This window comes from Haloquadratum walsbyi J07HQW2 (genome assembly GCF_000415985.1).
Taxonomy (GTDB): Archaea; Halobacteriota; Halobacteria; order Halobacteriales; family Haloferacaceae; genus Haloquadratum; species Haloquadratum walsbyi_B.
In genome coordinates this window covers 724,465-740,731 of the sequence record NZ_KE356561.1, presented here as the reverse complement: position 1 = coordinate 740,731, position 16,267 = coordinate 724,465, and the positions used below count along the sequence as shown (strand labels likewise).

The window sequence follows — 16,267 nt, the reverse complement described above, 5'->3', positions numbered from 1 at the left end:
GTGCACTGTGAAGTGCAGTGATAAAATTTCTTAAATTAACGGTCTTAGATACATCACCAACCATACTAAGTAAACTGATTGATTTAGTAACTACTGAAGATGTCAATATATGCAAAGTAAAAAATTTCCAAATTTTTAATATTACCGTCTGCTGTCATGTGTAAGGAGTATCAGTGTATTGAATACAGAATACCGCATATCAGATCAGTGACAAAACAGAAAGAGCCATGACGCAGAAGTGGAATCGGAGATTAATCCCTCCTATTATCCTCGGATCAGGAATACTGTATCTTTGTATAGTCGTCATCGAGATGGTATATGTCTTATTTGTCTCAAATCCGCTTGGAGATGCGTGGATAGCAGGTCTCGTCACAAGTGTACCATTTATTTTTATTGTTATTTATCAGGGAGTCTGGCTTCCAACAAGTTTCGTCTCCCCCCGTCGATATCAGCGTGTTGGATTATGGTACGTGGGAGGTCTGAGTATCTTTTTGATCATCAACCTCATTATCATGGTCACAATTACGCCTGACAGCGGATTTGAGTTCCTCTCGTGGGGACGGTGGGCAATGACAATCGGTGCAGGAATCGGACTTTTGATTGGGGTGTTTGAAGCCCGCAGTGTCAAAAAGGCGATTGAAGCAGAACGAGAGCGTGTTCGCGCTGAAGAAGCGGAGAATAAAAATGAGATGCTCAAGTATCTTAATGCGACACTTCGTCACGAGATTCTTAATTCCACCAGCATCATCACTGGTTATGCAGATCTTGCCCTCTCCGAGCAAGACACGAATGAATCAATCTCTAATAAATTATCAATAATCAAATCGCATACTCAAGAGATGGAAGGTGTGATCGAAGACGTGCGTTTACTATTAGAGGCATCGAAGAACGAAGCTGATACACAACCGATTGACCTCATCGAATTATTAACTGAAGAGATTGAAACGATCCAAAACACGTATTCTGAAGTGGTAATTGAGACTTCACTCCCAGAGCACGCAGTCGCAGAAGCGGACCAACCTCTCCGGCGAGTATTCGCCAATTTGTTTCATAATGCCGTCGAGCACAACAATGCAGAGACGCCGCAGATTTCGGTGGCGGTCGAGATGGAACCAAATGATATTATTATAGAAATTTCGGACAATGGACCAGGAATTCCCGATGATAGATTGGATACGGTCTTTGACCAGAATGTTCGACATGATAGTAATCATGGATTAGGGCTTGCACTTACCCAGACGATCATCAATAGCTATGATGGCTCAATCAAAATAGCTGAAACAGATTCTGATGGAACTGTTTTTGAACTTAGGCTTACTCGAGCCACAGTACCGTCTCCTGAACAGCAACCGTCGATTCCACAGTGAGTAACCACACCCTCTGTTCAGAATTCTATCTTCGGGTTGTCTTCCCACCGAGGTTTGTCGGAGTGCTCGCATTGATGATCGGGGTCGGGGTCGCGTACTTCTATCCAAAAAGTGATGACGTGAGTAATCAAACACAAAATGGAGACCCAATGATTACGTTTCGATAGAGATACCTAAACGTGGACTTGAAAAATAAAGACCTTGACACTTAGGTTTAAAGATTAATTGAGACGGAATCTGGTGTTAGCTCTCACAGTGAGCCTAAATTTAAATGTGAACTTGAGCGTGAGAATGAAAAATAATTCCAAAGAGATCAGTCAATCAAATATCAATTCTTAGACTGATCCTTGATACCGATATCCTCCGAAGCCAAGAATTGGATAAAATACGAACGGTATAAACGCAAGTCCAAGACCGAACAACATCCCCTTATTGAATTTATTGGCGAAATCAACACTTACCTTCGCAAGAGCAATGAGGTTGATTACCGGGATAAAAGTAATCAGCAGTAACCACCACCAAGCATTCTCACTAATTTTGAGAACCACATAGACATTGTATATCGGAATAATGGCAGCCCAAGCGGGTTCACCAGCCTTGCTAAATGCTCCCCACATTCCTGCAGCAATTCCGACATACAGGATTAATTGGAAGCTTAAAACCGGATTCTGAGTTAATAAGTCACTCTGCAGTAAGACAAATTTATCCAATACTAAGGTCATAAATTGGTGATGAGATTAAAGATATATAATACCCCGAGTAAATTATCTTTATTTGAGTGTGTCAACAGTTGTTGATATGTTTCAGACACTGCATACCGTAACAGTAGTATTTATCTTTTGAATCATATCCACATGTCATGTATTCTGTTGTTGTTGATATATTATTTGACGAACCACGTGGGTATCCAATATCACTTATCCACTTTGGTGGTTCGGTTACTCTCTCTGCACTCATAATATATACATGGATCACAGGACATTCGATCAGCGGAGGAAGCGTTGTGATGCTGATTGGGGTCACCATTACCGGTATTGCAGAGTCACTTCCAGCAGATCACCGACAAATCGCTGGTGTGCTCCGTCTCGGGGCAATATTCATGTTTTTGTCACTTGCAGTAATGAGCTTGTTTGTTCCCGAAGTCATACTCGAATTCGGATACTGAGACGCTAGACTCGATACTCACAACGAGATTTATTTGAGTTGGTTATATACAGCTGATAGTATATTGGATAATTCGATTTGTGTATACGTGTCCAAGAGAAGTATACACTAACTGAATCAGATTGAAAATATACGGATTTGAATGGCGAGAACCCGACATACATTAAATACAACTTCATGCCAGCGGTATCAAACTGTATCAATTCCTCGTCTCTGAAGAAACAAAATTGTCCAGATTTGTGAGCCCGGACTGTGCAGTCTAATCTTCTTGAAACATGGTGGATGGATTTGTGCATATCAAGACAATCAAATCATACATTGAATTTAGTGAACAGGAACTGCCCGAGTAATACCAACATTAGCACGACGAAGCAATTCTCACACTTGATAAAAGATCAATATCATTTGGTGTCCCGAGATGATGAGTGAGCAACGACGGTCGCTTCCATTTTCCCGGTGGTGGCTCATCGCAGCCGCTGCGCTAGCAATGGGAATGGCAGGTACTTTCCAGTTTGTGTGGTCATCCATCCGTGGACCACTTGGGGTACAAATCGGCACGACGGAGGCGACATTGGGCACATTATTTACACTGGTGATTGCAGTCCAGACAATCGTTCAGTTCCCAGCAGGATGGGTCCGAGATCGATATGGTCCACGGATCCCAGCACTTGTTGGGACGATTCTCATCACGAGTGGATACATTGGACTCTCAGTCGCTTCATCGCCGATTACTGCTGGTATTGCAGTCATTGCAGGCGGGAGTGGTGCCGGGGCAATCTATACAGTTGCGGTGAATACGCCAGTCAAATGGTTTGATGAGTATCGTGGTCTTGCAACTGGTGTTATTACAATGTCATATGCAGTTCTGAGCTTTGGACTTATTCCAGTCACACGTGGAAGTATTCTTGGGACCTTCCAGCGAACATTACTGTTTTTTGGCGTTCTCGCAGCGCTGACCTGCTTACTCGCTGTGATTGTTCTTCGTGATCCACAAAGCGATCATAACACAACTAAACTGATCGAAGAGACAACTACAGTGACAAAGGAGTACAATTGGACTGATGTAGTTCAGACGTGGCAGTTTTGGGTCCTCTATGGTGCCTTTGTAATCGTGAATGGTGTTGGTCTCATGTTGATCGGCAAGCTCATTGCATTCAGTGATGCGATGGGATTATCAACTGGTATTGCAACCGCTGCTGCATCTATTATTGCTATCGCGGACGGCTCCGGAGTTCTCATTGTTGGAGGGCTCTCAGATCGATTCGGACCGATCCGAACAGCCGGGAGTTCTTTATTGCTCAGTGCGGTTGGAATTGCCGGTGCTGTTATCAGTGGGGCAGAAGGTACTGTCTCAGTTTTTATTATCTGTGTTGCAGTAGCTGGGTTCTTCAGAAGTCCAGTGTTTGCCATTTTTCCGACACTAATTGGGGAGTATTACGGGCGTAGGTACTCATCAGGGAACTATGCGACTCTCTATACGGCAAAGCTCTGGGGGAGCTTGTTTGCCGGTTCAATTGCTAGCATCCTCATTACGAGAGTCGGGTGGTCAACCGCTTTTTTATTGGGTGCGATACTGATGGGACTGGCTGGACTCTCTATATTTATTATCCGCCCCGTCAGTAACCCAAACTAACTATGTATGAATATCACTCCGGTGTAGTCCCGAATTTGAGGAGTCGCAGTGTTAGCGTCCTGAATGCCCATGCAATCAGGTTGATGACGTGCAGACCGACAAAACAACAGATGATGCCCAGTGCCGAAACGACCAGTGCCTCTGGAAGCGTGTTAATGCTGGCACCAGTCATCGAACCGAGATCAATTGCCACTGATCCGACATCGACCGTCCCGCTCGCCTGTGTCAGCTCGTATTCAATTCCAGGTATCCAATAAACAAGCGGGGCTACAGCGAGCGTCAGTGCTAACGTGAACACCACGATGATAGCAACGAACATCTGGAGACCAATCACAAATGACCCAAACGCGAACAGAATTAGCAGGTAGTTACACGGTGCAGTCACGATAGCTTTCAGATACTCTGTAATCGATAACGCTTGAGGATCCGCAATGGTATGAGACATATCCCGTCCATAGAGTTTATTTAACAGTTTAGTCTCGATGACCCCGACGTAGCCGGCTAGTCCGATGACACCAGCGAGTATCGGGAGTCCGACCACCACTGGAACTAAACTGACTCCAAGAGCGAGTCCAGTCACGAATATAGTAAAATATACCATCCCGAGTGGGAATCTAGCAAGTAGATACACAACATTCAGATATGTTTGCTGGCGAGTCCCGACACCGAGAACGCGACTGATGAGTGATCGCCCGTCTGTGGCGTCTGTCTGGGTATGTTGGCTTTGAGCCATGCTATATGAATCCGGATAATAGTATATGAGTTCCAACTCACTGTTACGCGATGAGAAACAATGAGTATGAACGCTTCCCGATTATGTGGTTATCGTTGACGTGTACGATGCTCAATCCGGTATTTTGGTATGTATACTCTGGCATGACTCCAGTGTGAGTATAATCTGGATCACTTCTTACACATCCGCTTCGGGTAGCCCATCTCTTCTAATCTCTCCATGATCTTCTGCCGATTAGATGAAGTCACCCCCGACCGGGTTGCGATTTGATCAAGTGTCCGACCGCAGTTAGCGCATGCTTCTTTCAACTTATCAATATTGCACACTCTGATGCATGGACTCACTATTTACCCGCTTTATAATTGCAGTATTAAGATAGAAACCATATTATGTTTCGACATGGATTGATTTGCACGCTCGCTTGGGTTCTGGCAATACCAACAATGTCGATGAAGCGGCTAACCACTGCGATGACTATTATGATGACACACGCATGGCGACATTCTGCCGGTCATGAAGTTATCTAGTAAAGCTGATTATCAATAGAAACTTGTGATATAGATTTATTCTCGGAGGCGCGAATGATATCAACCCGGCGAATACATTTGCAGAAATCAATCAGGACGACAACATATTAGTTTCTCTGAGAGGTCGCATGGTTAGTGTTTGAGGACTTACTCTCATGCAACACCCAGATCTTGCTGGATAGCGTCAGCTAGAATAACGGACGCGCGCCTCAACAGCTCTAACACTCTCAACCGCAAGAATGCCGACAAGCATGAGAGCAATAACGCCTGCAAGGAGTCGGTCAGTCTCAAATGCTGCCCCACTGTCGATGAGATACTGTCCAAGCGCATCTGCATATAAAAACAGTTCTGCGGCAACTGCACCTCTGATGGCTCTTCCCGCACCCAGTCGGGCACCGGTCAGTATGCTTGGAAGTGCATATCTTATTCGGACACGAATCCCGGTAAACTGACTATTTCCGCTGTAAACAGCAGCAGCGTCTAGTAGTCCTTGCGGTGTGTCGGCTAGCCCTGCCTTTGTATTAATAATAATAACGAACACCGCAAAGGTAACGACAAGCGTGATCTTACCGATTGGCGAGAGCCCAAATAAAATTATAAATAACGGTGCAAGCGCAACCATGGGCGTTGAGTAAAGCGCATCCAATGCTGGGTCAAGCACATGCCGAACCGGTGATGACAGTCCTATGAGCACTCCGGTTGGAATACCAATAACGAGTGCAATAGCATATCCCGCGATTGCATTTCGTAAGGCAATAAGAATTGCTTCAGATAAGACGCGAGTCAGGAACATATCAGTCACAAAGGCTTCTGCAACAGCGCCTGGCGATGCAAGAAGTATATTCTGTGTAAGAACAAGACCGTGCCAGCCAGCTATCGCAAGTGATGCTGCGAGTATCCGAACTACCCATCGCACAACGGGTTTGAGCGACGGAGTCGAGTGTTTGTCTCCAAGTATAGCCATCAGACCGACACCTCACGCCAACCTGTATACCGTCGTTCAATCACTCGAAGCAGCCGAACGCCAAAAACAGCAAGTAACATAACGTGTAAAACGACAGCAAGTACTTCTGGAGTCTGTGAAAATCGTTGATAGCTGTGCAAGAGCTCTCCAATGCCCGCATAAATCCATAACTCAGCAACGACTGCTCCTTTGACCGCACGGTTATATCCGATGCGGAGAGCAGCAACGACGTGTGGAAGTGCTGCTGGCAAGAGAATATACCGATATGCTCGCCATCCAGTCGCACCAAACACGTATCCAGCGTCACGTATGCCCTGCTCAACAGTCGCAACGCCTGCTCGAACGATCAGTATCATATGAAAAACGGCAAAGAGAAACACGACCGCTGTATAAAAATTGATATCAGTTCCAGCAACAAGAATGAGAAACGGAAGTAAACTTGCCACGCTCGTGACGAACAGTGCGGTTACATATGTTCCAATAAAGATATTAAGAAACGACGATAGCCCCATTACCGCGCCGACTGGAAAGGCAATAACTATTGCTAATCCATACCCAAACATTACCCGAAGAAGTGTTTCTGCGAGTGCATCCACAAGCGCCCCCGAGCGATAGAGCTCAACGGTAGCAGATCCAAGCACAACAGGGCGTGGCAGCGTCGGACCGGTCCATCGTGCGAAAAGACTCCAAATAACAACTCCAAAGACCAGGCCAGCCAACTGGTGTTGACGTCGTGCCGACAGCCTCATTATGATATTGCAGCAGTGCTGTCTTCGAAAGTGGTCCGAACACGACGTTTGAGTTCGATGAATGTTGATGATGTTTCAAGTGTGTGACTATCGCGCGGTCGGTCGAACGGAATATTGATTTGGTCAGCGATTCGATTTGGATCATCGACCATCACCAACACACGGTCGGCAAGAAGTAATGCTTCATCAATGTCGTGGGTGACAAATAGTACGGTTGTCTGTTCACGAGAATGGATAGAAAGTAGCTCACGCTGAAGTGTTGCACGTGTGCGTGCATCAAGAGCACCGAAGGGTTCGTCCATGAGCAACACACCGGGTTCAACAGCAAGTGCTCGAGCTAACCCAACACGCTGACGCATTCCACCAGAAAGCGCATCTGGATAACGCTCAGCATCATCAGTCAACCCGACTAAACTAAGTGCCTCATCAGCGCGTTCATGACACTCAGAATGGTCAACACCAGCCATCTCTAACCCAAATGTGACATTTTTTATTACGGTTCGCCATGGAAAGAGATTGAATTCTTGAAAAACCATTGCACGTTCACGACTTGGACCCGTAACTGACTCATTGTCGTACAACACATCACCGGATGTTGGCTCAATAAGTCCCGCAAACAGGCGTAAAAGTGTTGATTTTCCACATCCAGAGGGTCCAACAATAACGACGAACTCACTATCATCGACAGTAAACGATATTTGATCGAGGGCGCGAACATCACGCGCCTCGCCGTATTGTTTAACAACATCAACCGCGGTGAGGGCACTCATCCATCATCACCAACACTCGCAATGGCGTCCTCAAGCGGACCGCGGTTGAGCGGGTCGTCAGTCGGGATTCGCTCATCAGTCAATCCAACGCGCTCCGAAAGGTCAAGCATATAATCTACATTTTGTTGCTGAAGATCGCCGTTCTGCGGCCAGATCCCGATATCGGTGAGGAAATCATATGTTGGTGACAGGATGTTGCTATCTGGTCCACCTCCAGGGACATACTCTCGGATAGCCTGTTCATAGCGGTCATATCCATCGTATAGTGCACGATAGCCCTGCAGCTGTGCTGCGACAAATGATACAACATCTGCCCGTCTTGCCTCCAATACGTCAGTCGGAATCATAAATACCTCCTGAATCCAGTTATCCAGCGTCTCCCCAAACCGGAGGATATTATTCAAATCACTGTTTTGCTCGCGCATATCGAGCCATTGAGCGTAATGCTGGGGTGAGACATCGATACCTCCACTGAGAATTGCCTCTCGACGCGCACCAGAGTATCCAATACGCTGGTAATTGAGCTCATCAACACTGTCGATAACACCTGCCTGAAACATTACAGCTGCAACCTGCACAGCATCGAGTCCAGTTGGTGCAGACATGCCAATAGCGGCATCCTGCTCGACAATATCTGCAAGCGACTCGATGCCTGGCTGAGTTGTGAGTACATAATCCGTGCTTCTGATAGGCGTAATAATAAATTCGAATGGTCGTCCAGCCTCGATAACTGAGGCAACAGCGGTCACTGATCCCCGTGCGATGTCTGCCTCACCAGATAGTACAGACTGTACCGCGAGGTCAACACCCTCGAATACATCAATTTCAACGGATATACCCTGATCAGAGGCAAATTCTTGTGCACCTACCCATGTGTTTACATCCGTTGTCTCAGCTGGTGCCTGGAAAGCAAGGCGCAGAGGATCGTCTGTAGTCTCTGTTTCGCCTGAACTGCGCTGCCCCGAACAACCCGCGAGCGTCGCTATTCCACCACCCGCAGCAATAGCGCCAGTCCGCCGAAGTAACTCACGCCGTGACTTATCCATTGATATTATTATAAATAAGCACAGAGACAAGTACTTGTTGATATATTTTGTTTTATTCTCGCTTCATAGAATAATTCTCTTCACGTAAACCAAATGAATCGAATATAATACAGTGAACAGACTTTGACTGAAGATTCACTGGAACATCACATACAAATAGAGATATGTAGAGAAATTACTGTGGGGACTGATATGTTCTATCTGTAACAAGGAGAGAATCCCGCCGTTCACGGCGGGAGTGAATCCGACAACGCTGACCCAATCCCTTACAGATGGTAGGTTGGATATTCCACGCCCACGCACATCAACACTAGTCAATTAAATTAGTTTGTCTACAGAGTCTCTATATGGCGACTAAGACCACACGTACCTACGTTGGTTCCATCCAGAACCACCAACAGAACAGGTCTGTGATGGTCTTGATTCGCTCGGAGACTCCGCCTCGACAATCAAAATCTGGAACGTCGCACGATGGACAGCCGACCGTATCTGGGACGCAACCGGTGAGATCCCGAACGGGAGTGTGCTCAAATCGTATATGAAGAACCAGCCGTGCTGGAAAGACCTGAACTGAACGCACAATCAACTCAGACAGTCATTGAAGCACTTTCTGACGCTTTCCAGTCGTGGGTCGATCTGCGACACAACTTCGATGAGGCCAATCCTCCCGGTTACCGCAAACACGGTGACACCCGGCCACGTTCCACGGTGACGTTCACAGAAGACGGGTTCAGACACGATCCCGAGAACAACCGCGTCCGACTCTCAAAAGGCTCACATCTGACAGAACACTTCTCGGAGTTCCTGCTTTGGGAGTACCAGACTCGGCCAGACGGTGACCTCTTGCAAGTCACCAGCGTACAGAACGTTCGTGCCGTCTGGAACGGTGACGAATGGGAACTCCACTTCGTCTTCGTTTGTAAACTCGAGATCGAATCTGCCGACCCACCAGGCGACGGCGTGGCAGGAATCGACCTCGGAATGACAAATATCGCCACGGTCGCGTTCCCGGATCAATACGTGTTGTACCCCGGCAACTCGCTCAAAGAAGAAGAAGACAAACACTATGTCACCAGAGCTGAGTTGAGTACGACACTGCGGGAGAGAACGACCCGTCAGAGCGGTCGATGTGGGCGCGTCGGAAACTCTCCCTCTCCGACCGTGAGACACAGTACTACCACTACCACACGCTAACGGACGCCATCATCACAGAATGTGTTGAACGTGGTGTCGGCACGCTCGCGGTGAGTTGGCCTGAAGACGTGCGCGAGTCAGACTGGGGCAAACCCGGGAATAAGAAACTCCACTCGTGGGCGTTCGACCGCATCTACCAGTCCCTCGACTACAAAGGCGAGATGCGCGGTGTCGAGGTACTGAAAGCAAACGAGTGGAACACCTCACCTCGAAAACGTGGTCACGATGTGGAGACGACACGAAATCGAACCGTGTCGAACGTGGCTTGGACGTCTGCTCGTCGTGCGAGTTGATAGCCAACGCGGACTGTAACGGGGCGGAGAATATGCGCCAGAAGATAACTCCGAGTCCTCATGGAGAGGATAGGAGTAACGGCTGTGTGGCACAGCCATCGACATACCTGTGTGACCGCGAGAGCGGGATGTTTCACACGAGAGGGCAGGTCGTGTCGGAGACCGGCACCGGCAAATATCCCACCTGCGGTTGCGGTACGGGAAGCCTCGCCGTTTCCGGCGAGGAGGATGTCACAGCAAGGTCTGCGATAATGATATGATATTTACCTGTTTCACCATTTTCGATGTGGTTCATCACAATCTACCGTGATATTATGTGTGAGCTGTCACCATCTTATGATCGCACTCTTTAGCTGTCGTGGGGGGAGTGGTGGTGATTATTCTTGAACCCATCTGGTATGCTTCAACTTTGGATCATAACTAAGATCCCTTATGTCGTGTCTGTTACTGCAAAGATAAGGAGAGTTGTTCGTACAGGTATAGAAATATTATTTATTACGTGCTGAGAGAATCATATGTGCATCATTTGTGATTCCATACTTGAAATCAATGCCAACACCGCCACCAGAGCAGTCTATAGGACCAATCGATATGATGGCAAATGACCAAGTGGAACATATTGCGACCGGCATGGGAATTTTCTCACCTCACCAATGAGTCAGGAACAAATCACTATTGAGTCGGAGGAGTCAGGACCACTGGACACATTCCGCCAGTTTTTTGCGCTAGAGCAGGATGTGTTGGTACTCTCGCTGTCGATGTTCGCGTTCAGTCTTGGTTTCCAGATGACAAATCGATTCCTCCCAGAGTATATCGTCGCACTCGGAGCGTCAGGATTCGTCGTCGGTATCTTCGGAACTGTCGGCAACATCATATCGGCGGTGTTTCCATATCCTGGTGGTGCGATTTCAGACCGGATTGGGTCGCGATATGCCCTAACCGTATTCGGAGTAGTCTCAACACTTGGCTTCGGGGTTTGGCTGATTGCACCGGATCTCGGTGCGATTACTGTTGTCGGTATCACGATTCAGCCGTGGATCTGGATTTTCGTTGGTCTGTTGCTCGCACAGGGCTGGAAGTCGTTTGGTCTGGGGGCGACATTTGCGATCGTGAAACAGGCAACTGATCCCTCACGATTAGCCGCCGGCTTCGCTAGCACCGAAACATTTCGCCGCACTGCATTTCTTATTGGTCCGGTGCTTGCGGCTGTTCTTATTGGCTTTCACCCGGAATTCACGGTGAGCTTCCGGTATGTTCTGTTGATGGCGATCGTCTTTGGAGTCATCGGAACTGTTGCCCAACATATTCTTTATGACGCCAGTGAGGACTCTATGGGCGACTCATTCGAAGGAATTGAACAAATTAAAGACGACCTACGTGAGATGCCAAAACCGCTTCGTCCATTGCTTGTGGGTGATACGCTTGTCCGATTCGCGAATGGGATGGTGTATGTGTTTTTTGTGCTGGTAATCACGCAGCTCTATCAAGTTGGATTCGAAACAACAATTTCACTGGCAGGCTTTTCATACGGCGTCGATCTCTCGCCGGAGGCGTTCTTCGGGTATCTGCTTGGTGTCGAGATGTTTATTGCGCTTGTTTTCATGGCTCCAGCTGCAAAGGTTGCTGAGCGCGTCGGGCTTAAACCAATTGTTGCTCTTGGATTTGCGGTGTATGCCATCTTTCCCGTCGTACTTATTAGTGGTCCCGCGGTTCTTGCTCCGGTGATGCCACTATCGTTGACGCTGATACTCATCTTTGCGTTTTCTGGGCTTCGGTTCGCTGGCTTACCCTCTCATAAGGCGTTGATCGTTGGTCCTGCAGAGAAAGGTACTGGAGGGCGTGTAACCGGTACGTACTATTTACTTCGAAACACCATCGTTATTCCAAGTGCTGCACTTGGTGGCTATCTCTGGGAGTTTGTGAGTCCAGAAATCGCGTTTACAATCGCGGCGGTGATCGGTGTTGCCGGGACTGGTTATTTTCTCGCTTCCGGCGAAGAATTTGAAGCTTACGTCTGAGGTGACTTTTCGCTACTTTCAGCGATAAGATACGATCATAAGGGTCGCTATCGACTGCACTCCACGGTGAATTCACGCTGAGGGAGGTGTAAGGGCGGAATTAATCAACGCCCGATATCATAATATACATGTCTAATTTCTCCATGACCGTCATCAAATACCTCAGGTCCAGCCGCAGTGAGCTATTCGAATTTGTTAAGATACTTATTAGTTACAATACACAGAATAGCCCGGCTCAAAACAATGATGCCGACGAGCGGACGTACGGAGAGAAATCAACTAGTAGTGACGACGAAATGCTTCGATATGGTATGAGTTTAGTGATCAATTCTGGCTTTCCTATCCAGTTGATGTATGCGAATAAGGAGTCTCCAGCACTTGAAGATCTGATTCAAGTCGGTATCAATTACAGCATGGATATAGATTATGATGAAGAATTGACGAGTGCTAATAGATGACCTTAGCGTTTGAGGGACCAGTAATCGTGGGAATGACAATTGTTATCTTGATTGCCGGGACGACCAATGGACTCGCTGGTTTCGGGTTTGCCCTTGTCGGGACGATGGCACTTGCAACAACAATCAACCCAGCGACAGCAGTCGTTTTCATGATAATCCCAATTCTCGCAGTGAATGTCTCATTGGTCCGTGATCTCTCTCAAGAGGAACTTCGAAGTTGTAGTAGACGATTTGGACCACTTATTACTGCAGCGCTGATTGGTACGGTTATTGGGATGGTAATCCTCAATAGAATTCCAACTGCCCCACTGCGTGTTGGCCTTGGATTATTGACTCTTGGATTCGTTGCGACTGCTCAACAACGCATTTCCATCCCAGAGTGGTCGACCGGAGGGACTGGAACGTTTGCACGAACGCAAATTGGTATGCTTGGTGTGGGTGGTATCTCAGGACTATTATTCGGTGGGACGAACGTTGGTATTCAACTTGTTGCGTATCTTCGGAGCTTTCAGCTCTCTCATGGGCTATTTGTCGGTGTCGTTGCGCTTGTATTCTTAGGAGTTAATGGAATTCGGGTTATTGTGGCGGGTCTGCTTGGACTGTATCCAAATTGGGGAATCTTGTTTGTGTCTATTGTCGCTGCTGTCCCAGCCGTAATTGGTGTCGCTGTCGGGAAGCGCCTCCGAGTTACTGCTAGTGAGCGTTCTCGCAGACTCGTCGTTTTAGGGCTCCTCACTATCGTTGGAATTCGTCTAGTTAGCGGTGGATTGGGACTGATTTAATTGCGACTCAATTCGATTGAATAAATCTACAGATAGCGAGGCAGAGTGCTTCGGGACTTGATCCCGACGCAGTTCACTATTTACTGATAGAAAACTGGTGTTGCTGTATGCTTCACTTTGTGGCAACTTCATTATTATCAGCCCGCCACACTCAACACGTGACAAATTTATTTAATTCGATAAATCGTAGCTGAGTACTAGATATTATTTTCTAATATAAATAAGATGGTTGAGATTATAATAGAAGTACGGTTGTTATAACATCTTTATAAATACTAACAAATTCAAGCACTACTGAGAATTGATAGGATATATGTGATATTTTGCAGCTAGATGCGAACATTAGCTGTGTTCTTGCCATCATCAAATTCGGTATTAGCCATATGATTGATATGGCTGTTACTCCTTAGCTAGATATTTTTGTCAGTGATTGAGATATCTCTCTTAAGATGGTTTCAAAGCTGTTTCATCAGCTATAGCAATGTAGCGGAACTTATGGATTATAGAGATTGTGGCAGAAAACCCACGACTTTAGCCGTGGGAGGATGTCACATTGATAATAATGACCCCGTCTATGCAAGTTCCTCGTATGGCTGGACGATAACGAAGCCATCGGAATTGTCAAAGTCCATCTGTAAGCGCTCTCCTGATTCTTGACCAACCATATCCGAGAGATTCTTGTTCACTTCGACGGTCGGGTCGGTACCGCTCCAGGCTACCGTTGCGCTCGGGTCAGTTGAAACGGGTCGATCTAACACAAGTGGATCGCCATAGGTGGTGATTGCGATATAACCTGGACCCTGGAGGTATACATTAGTAAGACCCCCGGCAAAGGAGCCGGCAAGGCTATCGATTGTGCTAATCTCGAATGATACGCGGTTCTCAAAGGCGAGAATATCCTCACCGTTGACGGTAATTGATTCATCCGCATCAAGGTTCAGTAGTTGGACCTTCTTTTGCTGATCAGCAAGATACACGTGTCCGTTGCCTTCGACCCGCATCACCGGAGCCTCCTCGCTACTTGCCGCCTCTTTGAGGAATCCGGTAATCCCACCCTCAGCCGAAGCCTGACCGGTAAATGAGATATCTCCGTTGTAAGCGACCATCGAACCGGCTTTCGCCATGATGGTCCCGTCAACATCGATATCAAGTGTATATGAATTTTCCAACTCAAACATCTCAATCGTATCGGTTGAGCTATGCTCGGAAGCGAACTGATTCATATCCATACCTTCTCTAAAACATGATTGGAATATCAATGTGGCTGTGGTGTTTCTTACACTGCAACAGACGACAGGTAACGCATACTCTCAGTTATCAGTTCAGCATAATTATGTAGGAGCAAGTTGACTGGACTTGATTTCTGAGAGAAGTGTCACAAAGTGCTATCTGATGAATCTCACATAGACAAAGTGAGAGCGAATTTGATTACATTAGTCGTTTGCACACTACTAGCAACAATGTTTGATAGGCTCGATAGTAGTGATCACGCCCTCAATTTAGGCACATTAATTTAGCAGCCTCAAAACAATACCCGCTCGTCAATAAAAACGTCGGCGGCACGCTCAATCGCAGAGAATCTAAATGCTGGGTAAATTAGGACTATCGTTCGCAGGAGTATACTCAGTTGTGATCACTCGCTAGTACGAGCATACGCATCATATAATAACCACAACGAGCAATATGAGATATGAACAGCGATTCACATACGACTGGCGAGGTTGCTGATAGTTTCACTGCATATGCCGAGAAGTGCGATAATCCGCGGTTCACCAGTTGGCTTCGCAAGCAAGCCGAACCAGCCTGGACCGAGGCGACAAATCATCAAATGACACAAGAGTTGGGTGCGGGCATACTGGAAGAAGCCGTGATGGCACAGTATCTTGTTCAGGATTATGTCTTCCTTGACACGCTGGTAGGCGTCTTCGGTTACGCGGTTGGACAGGCACCGACGATGACTGAAAAACGGCAGTTTGTTGAGTTTCTTGATCTTGTCACTGACGATGAAAACGATTACTTCGAACGTTCGTTTGAAGCTCTCGGTATCTCCGAGAGACACCGAGATGACCCAGTGCGAACGGAGACAACTGAGTCTTTCATCGATTTTCTTGAACTCGCAAAACAACAGGGTGGATACGCTGAGACGCTCGCTGTGTTGGTGCCCGCAGAGTGGGTCTATCTCTCGTGGGCGACTCGTGAGTCTGAGAACCCACCAGAGGCGTTTTATTTTACTGAGTGGATTGACCTCCACGCCAATGAGAGATTCAATACGTTTGTGATGTGGCTACGAGAACAACTTGACACAGTTGGTCCGACGCTCTCATCTCGTCGACAACGCCGTGTCGCTCGCTTGTTTGAGCGTACGGTTACACATGAGATTGCTTTCTTTGACGACGCTTATGACTCCGCAGAATCCCTGATTGGTGTTTCGTGATTGTGACCCTCCTGATATTGTGCTTGTCTTAGAACTGATAACAGTCACCCTCCTGGAATAATCTATCAAATATTTTGAAATACCGCTGATATGAGTGTATATCAATACTGTAAGAATCCTAATATGAGGCATATA

Annotated in this window: 20 protein-coding genes; 11 read left to right on the top strand and 9 right to left on the bottom strand. The window is 47.0% G+C overall.

The annotated features are described in order from the left end of the window. Positions 1-311 precede the first annotated feature (311 nt). Together J07HQW2_RS03405 and J07HQW2_RS17575 are read left to right on the top strand one after the other, a co-directional pair. Positions 312-1,367, top strand: coding sequence for a sensor histidine kinase (locus J07HQW2_RS03405; protein ID WP_303703947.1), 1,056 nt, complete (start codon positions 312-314; stop codon positions 1,365-1,367). Next, positions 1,364-1,534, top strand: a complete 171-nt coding sequence (locus J07HQW2_RS17575; protein WP_021053937.1) for a hypothetical protein — start codon at positions 1,364-1,366, stop codon at positions 1,532-1,534. The genes J07HQW2_RS03405 and J07HQW2_RS17575 overlap by 4 nt, the downstream gene beginning before the upstream one ends. A gap of 168 nt (positions 1,535-1,702) precedes the next feature. On the opposite strand, the gene J07HQW2_RS03400 is transcribed toward J07HQW2_RS17575, so the two are convergent. After that, the gene (locus tag J07HQW2_RS03400) at positions 1,703-2,089 is read right to left on the bottom strand and encodes a DUF5684 domain-containing protein (RefSeq protein WP_021053936.1); all 387 of its coding nucleotides are present in this window, start codon (positions 2,087-2,089) and stop codon (positions 1,703-1,705) included. A 137-nt stretch (positions 2,090-2,226) separates the two neighbouring features. Here J07HQW2_RS03400 and J07HQW2_RS03395 point away from each other — a divergent pair, with 137 nt between their 5' ends. Beyond that, positions 2,227-2,532, top strand: coding sequence for a DUF8011 family protein (locus tag J07HQW2_RS03395; protein WP_021053935.1), 306 nt, complete (start codon positions 2,227-2,229; stop codon positions 2,530-2,532). A gap of 417 nt (positions 2,533-2,949) precedes the next feature. Beyond that, complete coding sequence (locus J07HQW2_RS03390) at positions 2,950-4,164, top strand: MFS transporter (RefSeq protein ID WP_021053934.1); 1,215 nt, start codon at positions 2,950-2,952, stop codon at positions 4,162-4,164. Positions 4,165-4,177: 13 nt separating this feature from the next. On the opposite strand, the gene J07HQW2_RS03385 is transcribed toward J07HQW2_RS03390, so the two are convergent. The 7 genes from J07HQW2_RS03385 to J07HQW2_RS19875 all read right to left on the bottom strand — a co-directional run bounded on the left by J07HQW2_RS03385 (position 4,178) and on the right by J07HQW2_RS19875 (position 10,018). Beyond that, positions 4,178-4,897, bottom strand: coding sequence for a sensor domain-containing protein (locus tag J07HQW2_RS03385; protein WP_021053933.1), 720 nt, complete (start codon positions 4,895-4,897; stop codon positions 4,178-4,180). Between the two features lie 170 nt (positions 4,898-5,067). Beyond that, a complete protein-coding gene (locus J07HQW2_RS17570) occupies positions 5,068-5,241 on the bottom strand; it encodes a DUF1289 domain-containing protein (RefSeq protein WP_303703946.1) in 174 nt (57 codons plus the stop codon). A 367-nt stretch (positions 5,242-5,608) separates the two neighbouring features. Continuing rightward, positions 5,609-6,388: an ABC transporter permease gene (locus tag J07HQW2_RS03380; protein WP_021053932.1), complete on the bottom strand. Its 780-nt coding sequence runs from the start codon at positions 6,386-6,388 to the stop codon at positions 5,609-5,611. Beyond that, a complete protein-coding gene (locus J07HQW2_RS03375) occupies positions 6,388-7,107 on the bottom strand; it encodes an ABC transporter permease (RefSeq protein ID WP_303703945.1) in 720 nt (239 codons plus the stop codon). Before J07HQW2_RS03375 ends, J07HQW2_RS03380 begins: the two co-directional genes overlap by 1 nt. A 29-nt stretch (positions 7,108-7,136) precedes the next feature. After that, a complete protein-coding gene (locus tag J07HQW2_RS03370; protein WP_021053930.1) occupies positions 7,137-7,907 on the bottom strand; it encodes an ABC transporter ATP-binding protein in 771 nt (256 codons plus the stop codon). Beyond that, complete coding sequence (locus J07HQW2_RS03365) at positions 7,904-8,953, bottom strand: ABC transporter substrate-binding protein (RefSeq protein ID WP_021053929.1); 1,050 nt, start codon at positions 8,951-8,953, stop codon at positions 7,904-7,906. The genes J07HQW2_RS03370 and J07HQW2_RS03365 overlap by 4 nt, the downstream gene beginning before the upstream one ends. 774 nt (positions 8,954-9,727) lie before the next feature. Further along, positions 9,728-10,018: a hypothetical protein gene (locus J07HQW2_RS19875; RefSeq protein WP_021053928.1), complete on the bottom strand. Its 291-nt coding sequence runs from the start codon at positions 10,016-10,018 to the stop codon at positions 9,728-9,730. Here J07HQW2_RS19875 and J07HQW2_RS19870 point away from each other — a divergent pair. The 6 genes from J07HQW2_RS19870 to J07HQW2_RS03345 all read left to right on the top strand — a co-directional run bounded on the left by J07HQW2_RS19870 (position 9,914) and on the right by J07HQW2_RS03345 (position 13,698). Beyond that, the gene (locus J07HQW2_RS19870) at positions 9,914-10,147 is read left to right on the top strand and encodes a transposase (protein ID WP_394324629.1); all 234 of its coding nucleotides are present in this window, start codon (positions 9,914-9,916) and stop codon (positions 10,145-10,147) included. The two genes, J07HQW2_RS19875 and J07HQW2_RS19870, sit on opposite strands and share 105 nt — an antisense overlap. Next, complete coding sequence (locus tag J07HQW2_RS19865; RefSeq protein WP_021053927.1) at positions 10,081-10,440, top strand: IS200/IS605 family element transposase accessory protein TnpB; 360 nt, start codon at positions 10,081-10,083, stop codon at positions 10,438-10,440. The genes J07HQW2_RS19870 and J07HQW2_RS19865 overlap by 67 nt, the downstream gene beginning before the upstream one ends. Then, positions 10,341-10,700 (top strand): zinc ribbon domain-containing protein, encoded by a 360-nt coding sequence (locus tag J07HQW2_RS19860; RefSeq protein ID WP_394324605.1) that lies wholly within the window; start codon positions 10,341-10,343, stop codon positions 10,698-10,700. Before J07HQW2_RS19865 ends, J07HQW2_RS19860 begins: the two co-directional genes overlap by 100 nt. A gap of 393 nt (positions 10,701-11,093) precedes the next feature. Continuing rightward, a complete protein-coding gene (locus tag J07HQW2_RS03355) occupies positions 11,094-12,458 on the top strand; it encodes an MFS transporter (RefSeq protein ID WP_021053925.1) in 1,365 nt (454 codons plus the stop codon). A gap of 128 nt (positions 12,459-12,586) precedes the next feature. Further along, entirely contained in the window at positions 12,587-12,916 is a 330-nt protein-coding gene (locus J07HQW2_RS03350; protein ID WP_021053924.1) for a hypothetical protein, read from the top strand. Beyond that, a complete protein-coding gene (locus J07HQW2_RS03345) occupies positions 12,913-13,698 on the top strand; it encodes a sulfite exporter TauE/SafE family protein (RefSeq protein WP_021053923.1) in 786 nt (261 codons plus the stop codon). The genes J07HQW2_RS03350 and J07HQW2_RS03345 overlap by 4 nt, the downstream gene beginning before the upstream one ends. A gap of 572 nt (positions 13,699-14,270) precedes the next feature. Here the strand turns inward: J07HQW2_RS03345 and J07HQW2_RS03340 are convergent. Then, entirely contained in the window at positions 14,271-14,927 is a 657-nt protein-coding gene (locus J07HQW2_RS03340) for an AIM24 family protein (RefSeq protein WP_021053922.1), read from the bottom strand. Positions 14,928-15,388: 461 nt separating this feature from the next. Between J07HQW2_RS03340 and J07HQW2_RS03335 the strand changes: the two genes are divergently transcribed. Beyond that, the gene (locus J07HQW2_RS03335; RefSeq protein ID WP_021053921.1) at positions 15,389-16,132 is read left to right on the top strand and encodes a TenA family protein; all 744 of its coding nucleotides are present in this window, start codon (positions 15,389-15,391) and stop codon (positions 16,130-16,132) included. Positions 16,133-16,267 lie beyond the last annotated feature (135 nt).

Coding starts and splice junctions, on each gene's coding strand:
- J07HQW2_RS03405 (WP_303703947.1), top strand. CDS start 312: ATGGTATATGTCTTATTTGTCTCAAATCCGCTTGGAGATGCGTGGATA.
- J07HQW2_RS03400 (WP_021053936.1), bottom strand. CDS start 2,089: ATGACCTTAGTATTGGATAAATTTGTCTTACTGCAGAGTGACTTATTA.
- J07HQW2_RS03395 (WP_021053935.1), top strand. CDS start 2,227: ATGTATTCTGTTGTTGTTGATATATTATTTGACGAACCACGTGGGTAT.
- J07HQW2_RS03390 (WP_021053934.1), top strand. CDS start 2,950: ATGATGAGTGAGCAACGACGGTCGCTTCCATTTTCCCGGTGGTGGCTC.
- J07HQW2_RS03385 (WP_021053933.1), bottom strand. CDS start 4,897: ATGGCTCAAAGCCAACATACCCAGACAGACGCCACAGACGGGCGATCA.
- J07HQW2_RS03380 (WP_021053932.1), bottom strand. CDS start 6,388: ATGGCTATACTTGGAGACAAACACTCGACTCCGTCGCTCAAACCCGTT.
- J07HQW2_RS03370 (WP_021053930.1), bottom strand. CDS start 7,907: ATGAGTGCCCTCACCGCGGTTGATGTTGTTAAACAATACGGCGAGGCG.
- J07HQW2_RS03365 (WP_021053929.1), bottom strand. CDS start 8,953: ATGGATAAGTCACGGCGTGAGTTACTTCGGCGGACTGGCGCTATTGCT.
- J07HQW2_RS19865 (WP_021053927.1), top strand. CDS start 10,081: ATGTGGGCGCGTCGGAAACTCTCCCTCTCCGACCGTGAGACACAGTAC.
- J07HQW2_RS03355 (WP_021053925.1), top strand. CDS start 11,094: ATGAGTCAGGAACAAATCACTATTGAGTCGGAGGAGTCAGGACCACTG.
- J07HQW2_RS03350 (WP_021053924.1), top strand. CDS start 12,587: ATGTCTAATTTCTCCATGACCGTCATCAAATACCTCAGGTCCAGCCGC.
- J07HQW2_RS03345 (WP_021053923.1), top strand. CDS start 12,913: ATGACCTTAGCGTTTGAGGGACCAGTAATCGTGGGAATGACAATTGTT.
- J07HQW2_RS03340 (WP_021053922.1), bottom strand. CDS start 14,927: ATGGATATGAATCAGTTCGCTTCCGAGCATAGCTCAACCGATACGATT.
- J07HQW2_RS03335 (WP_021053921.1), top strand. CDS start 15,389: ATGAACAGCGATTCACATACGACTGGCGAGGTTGCTGATAGTTTCACT.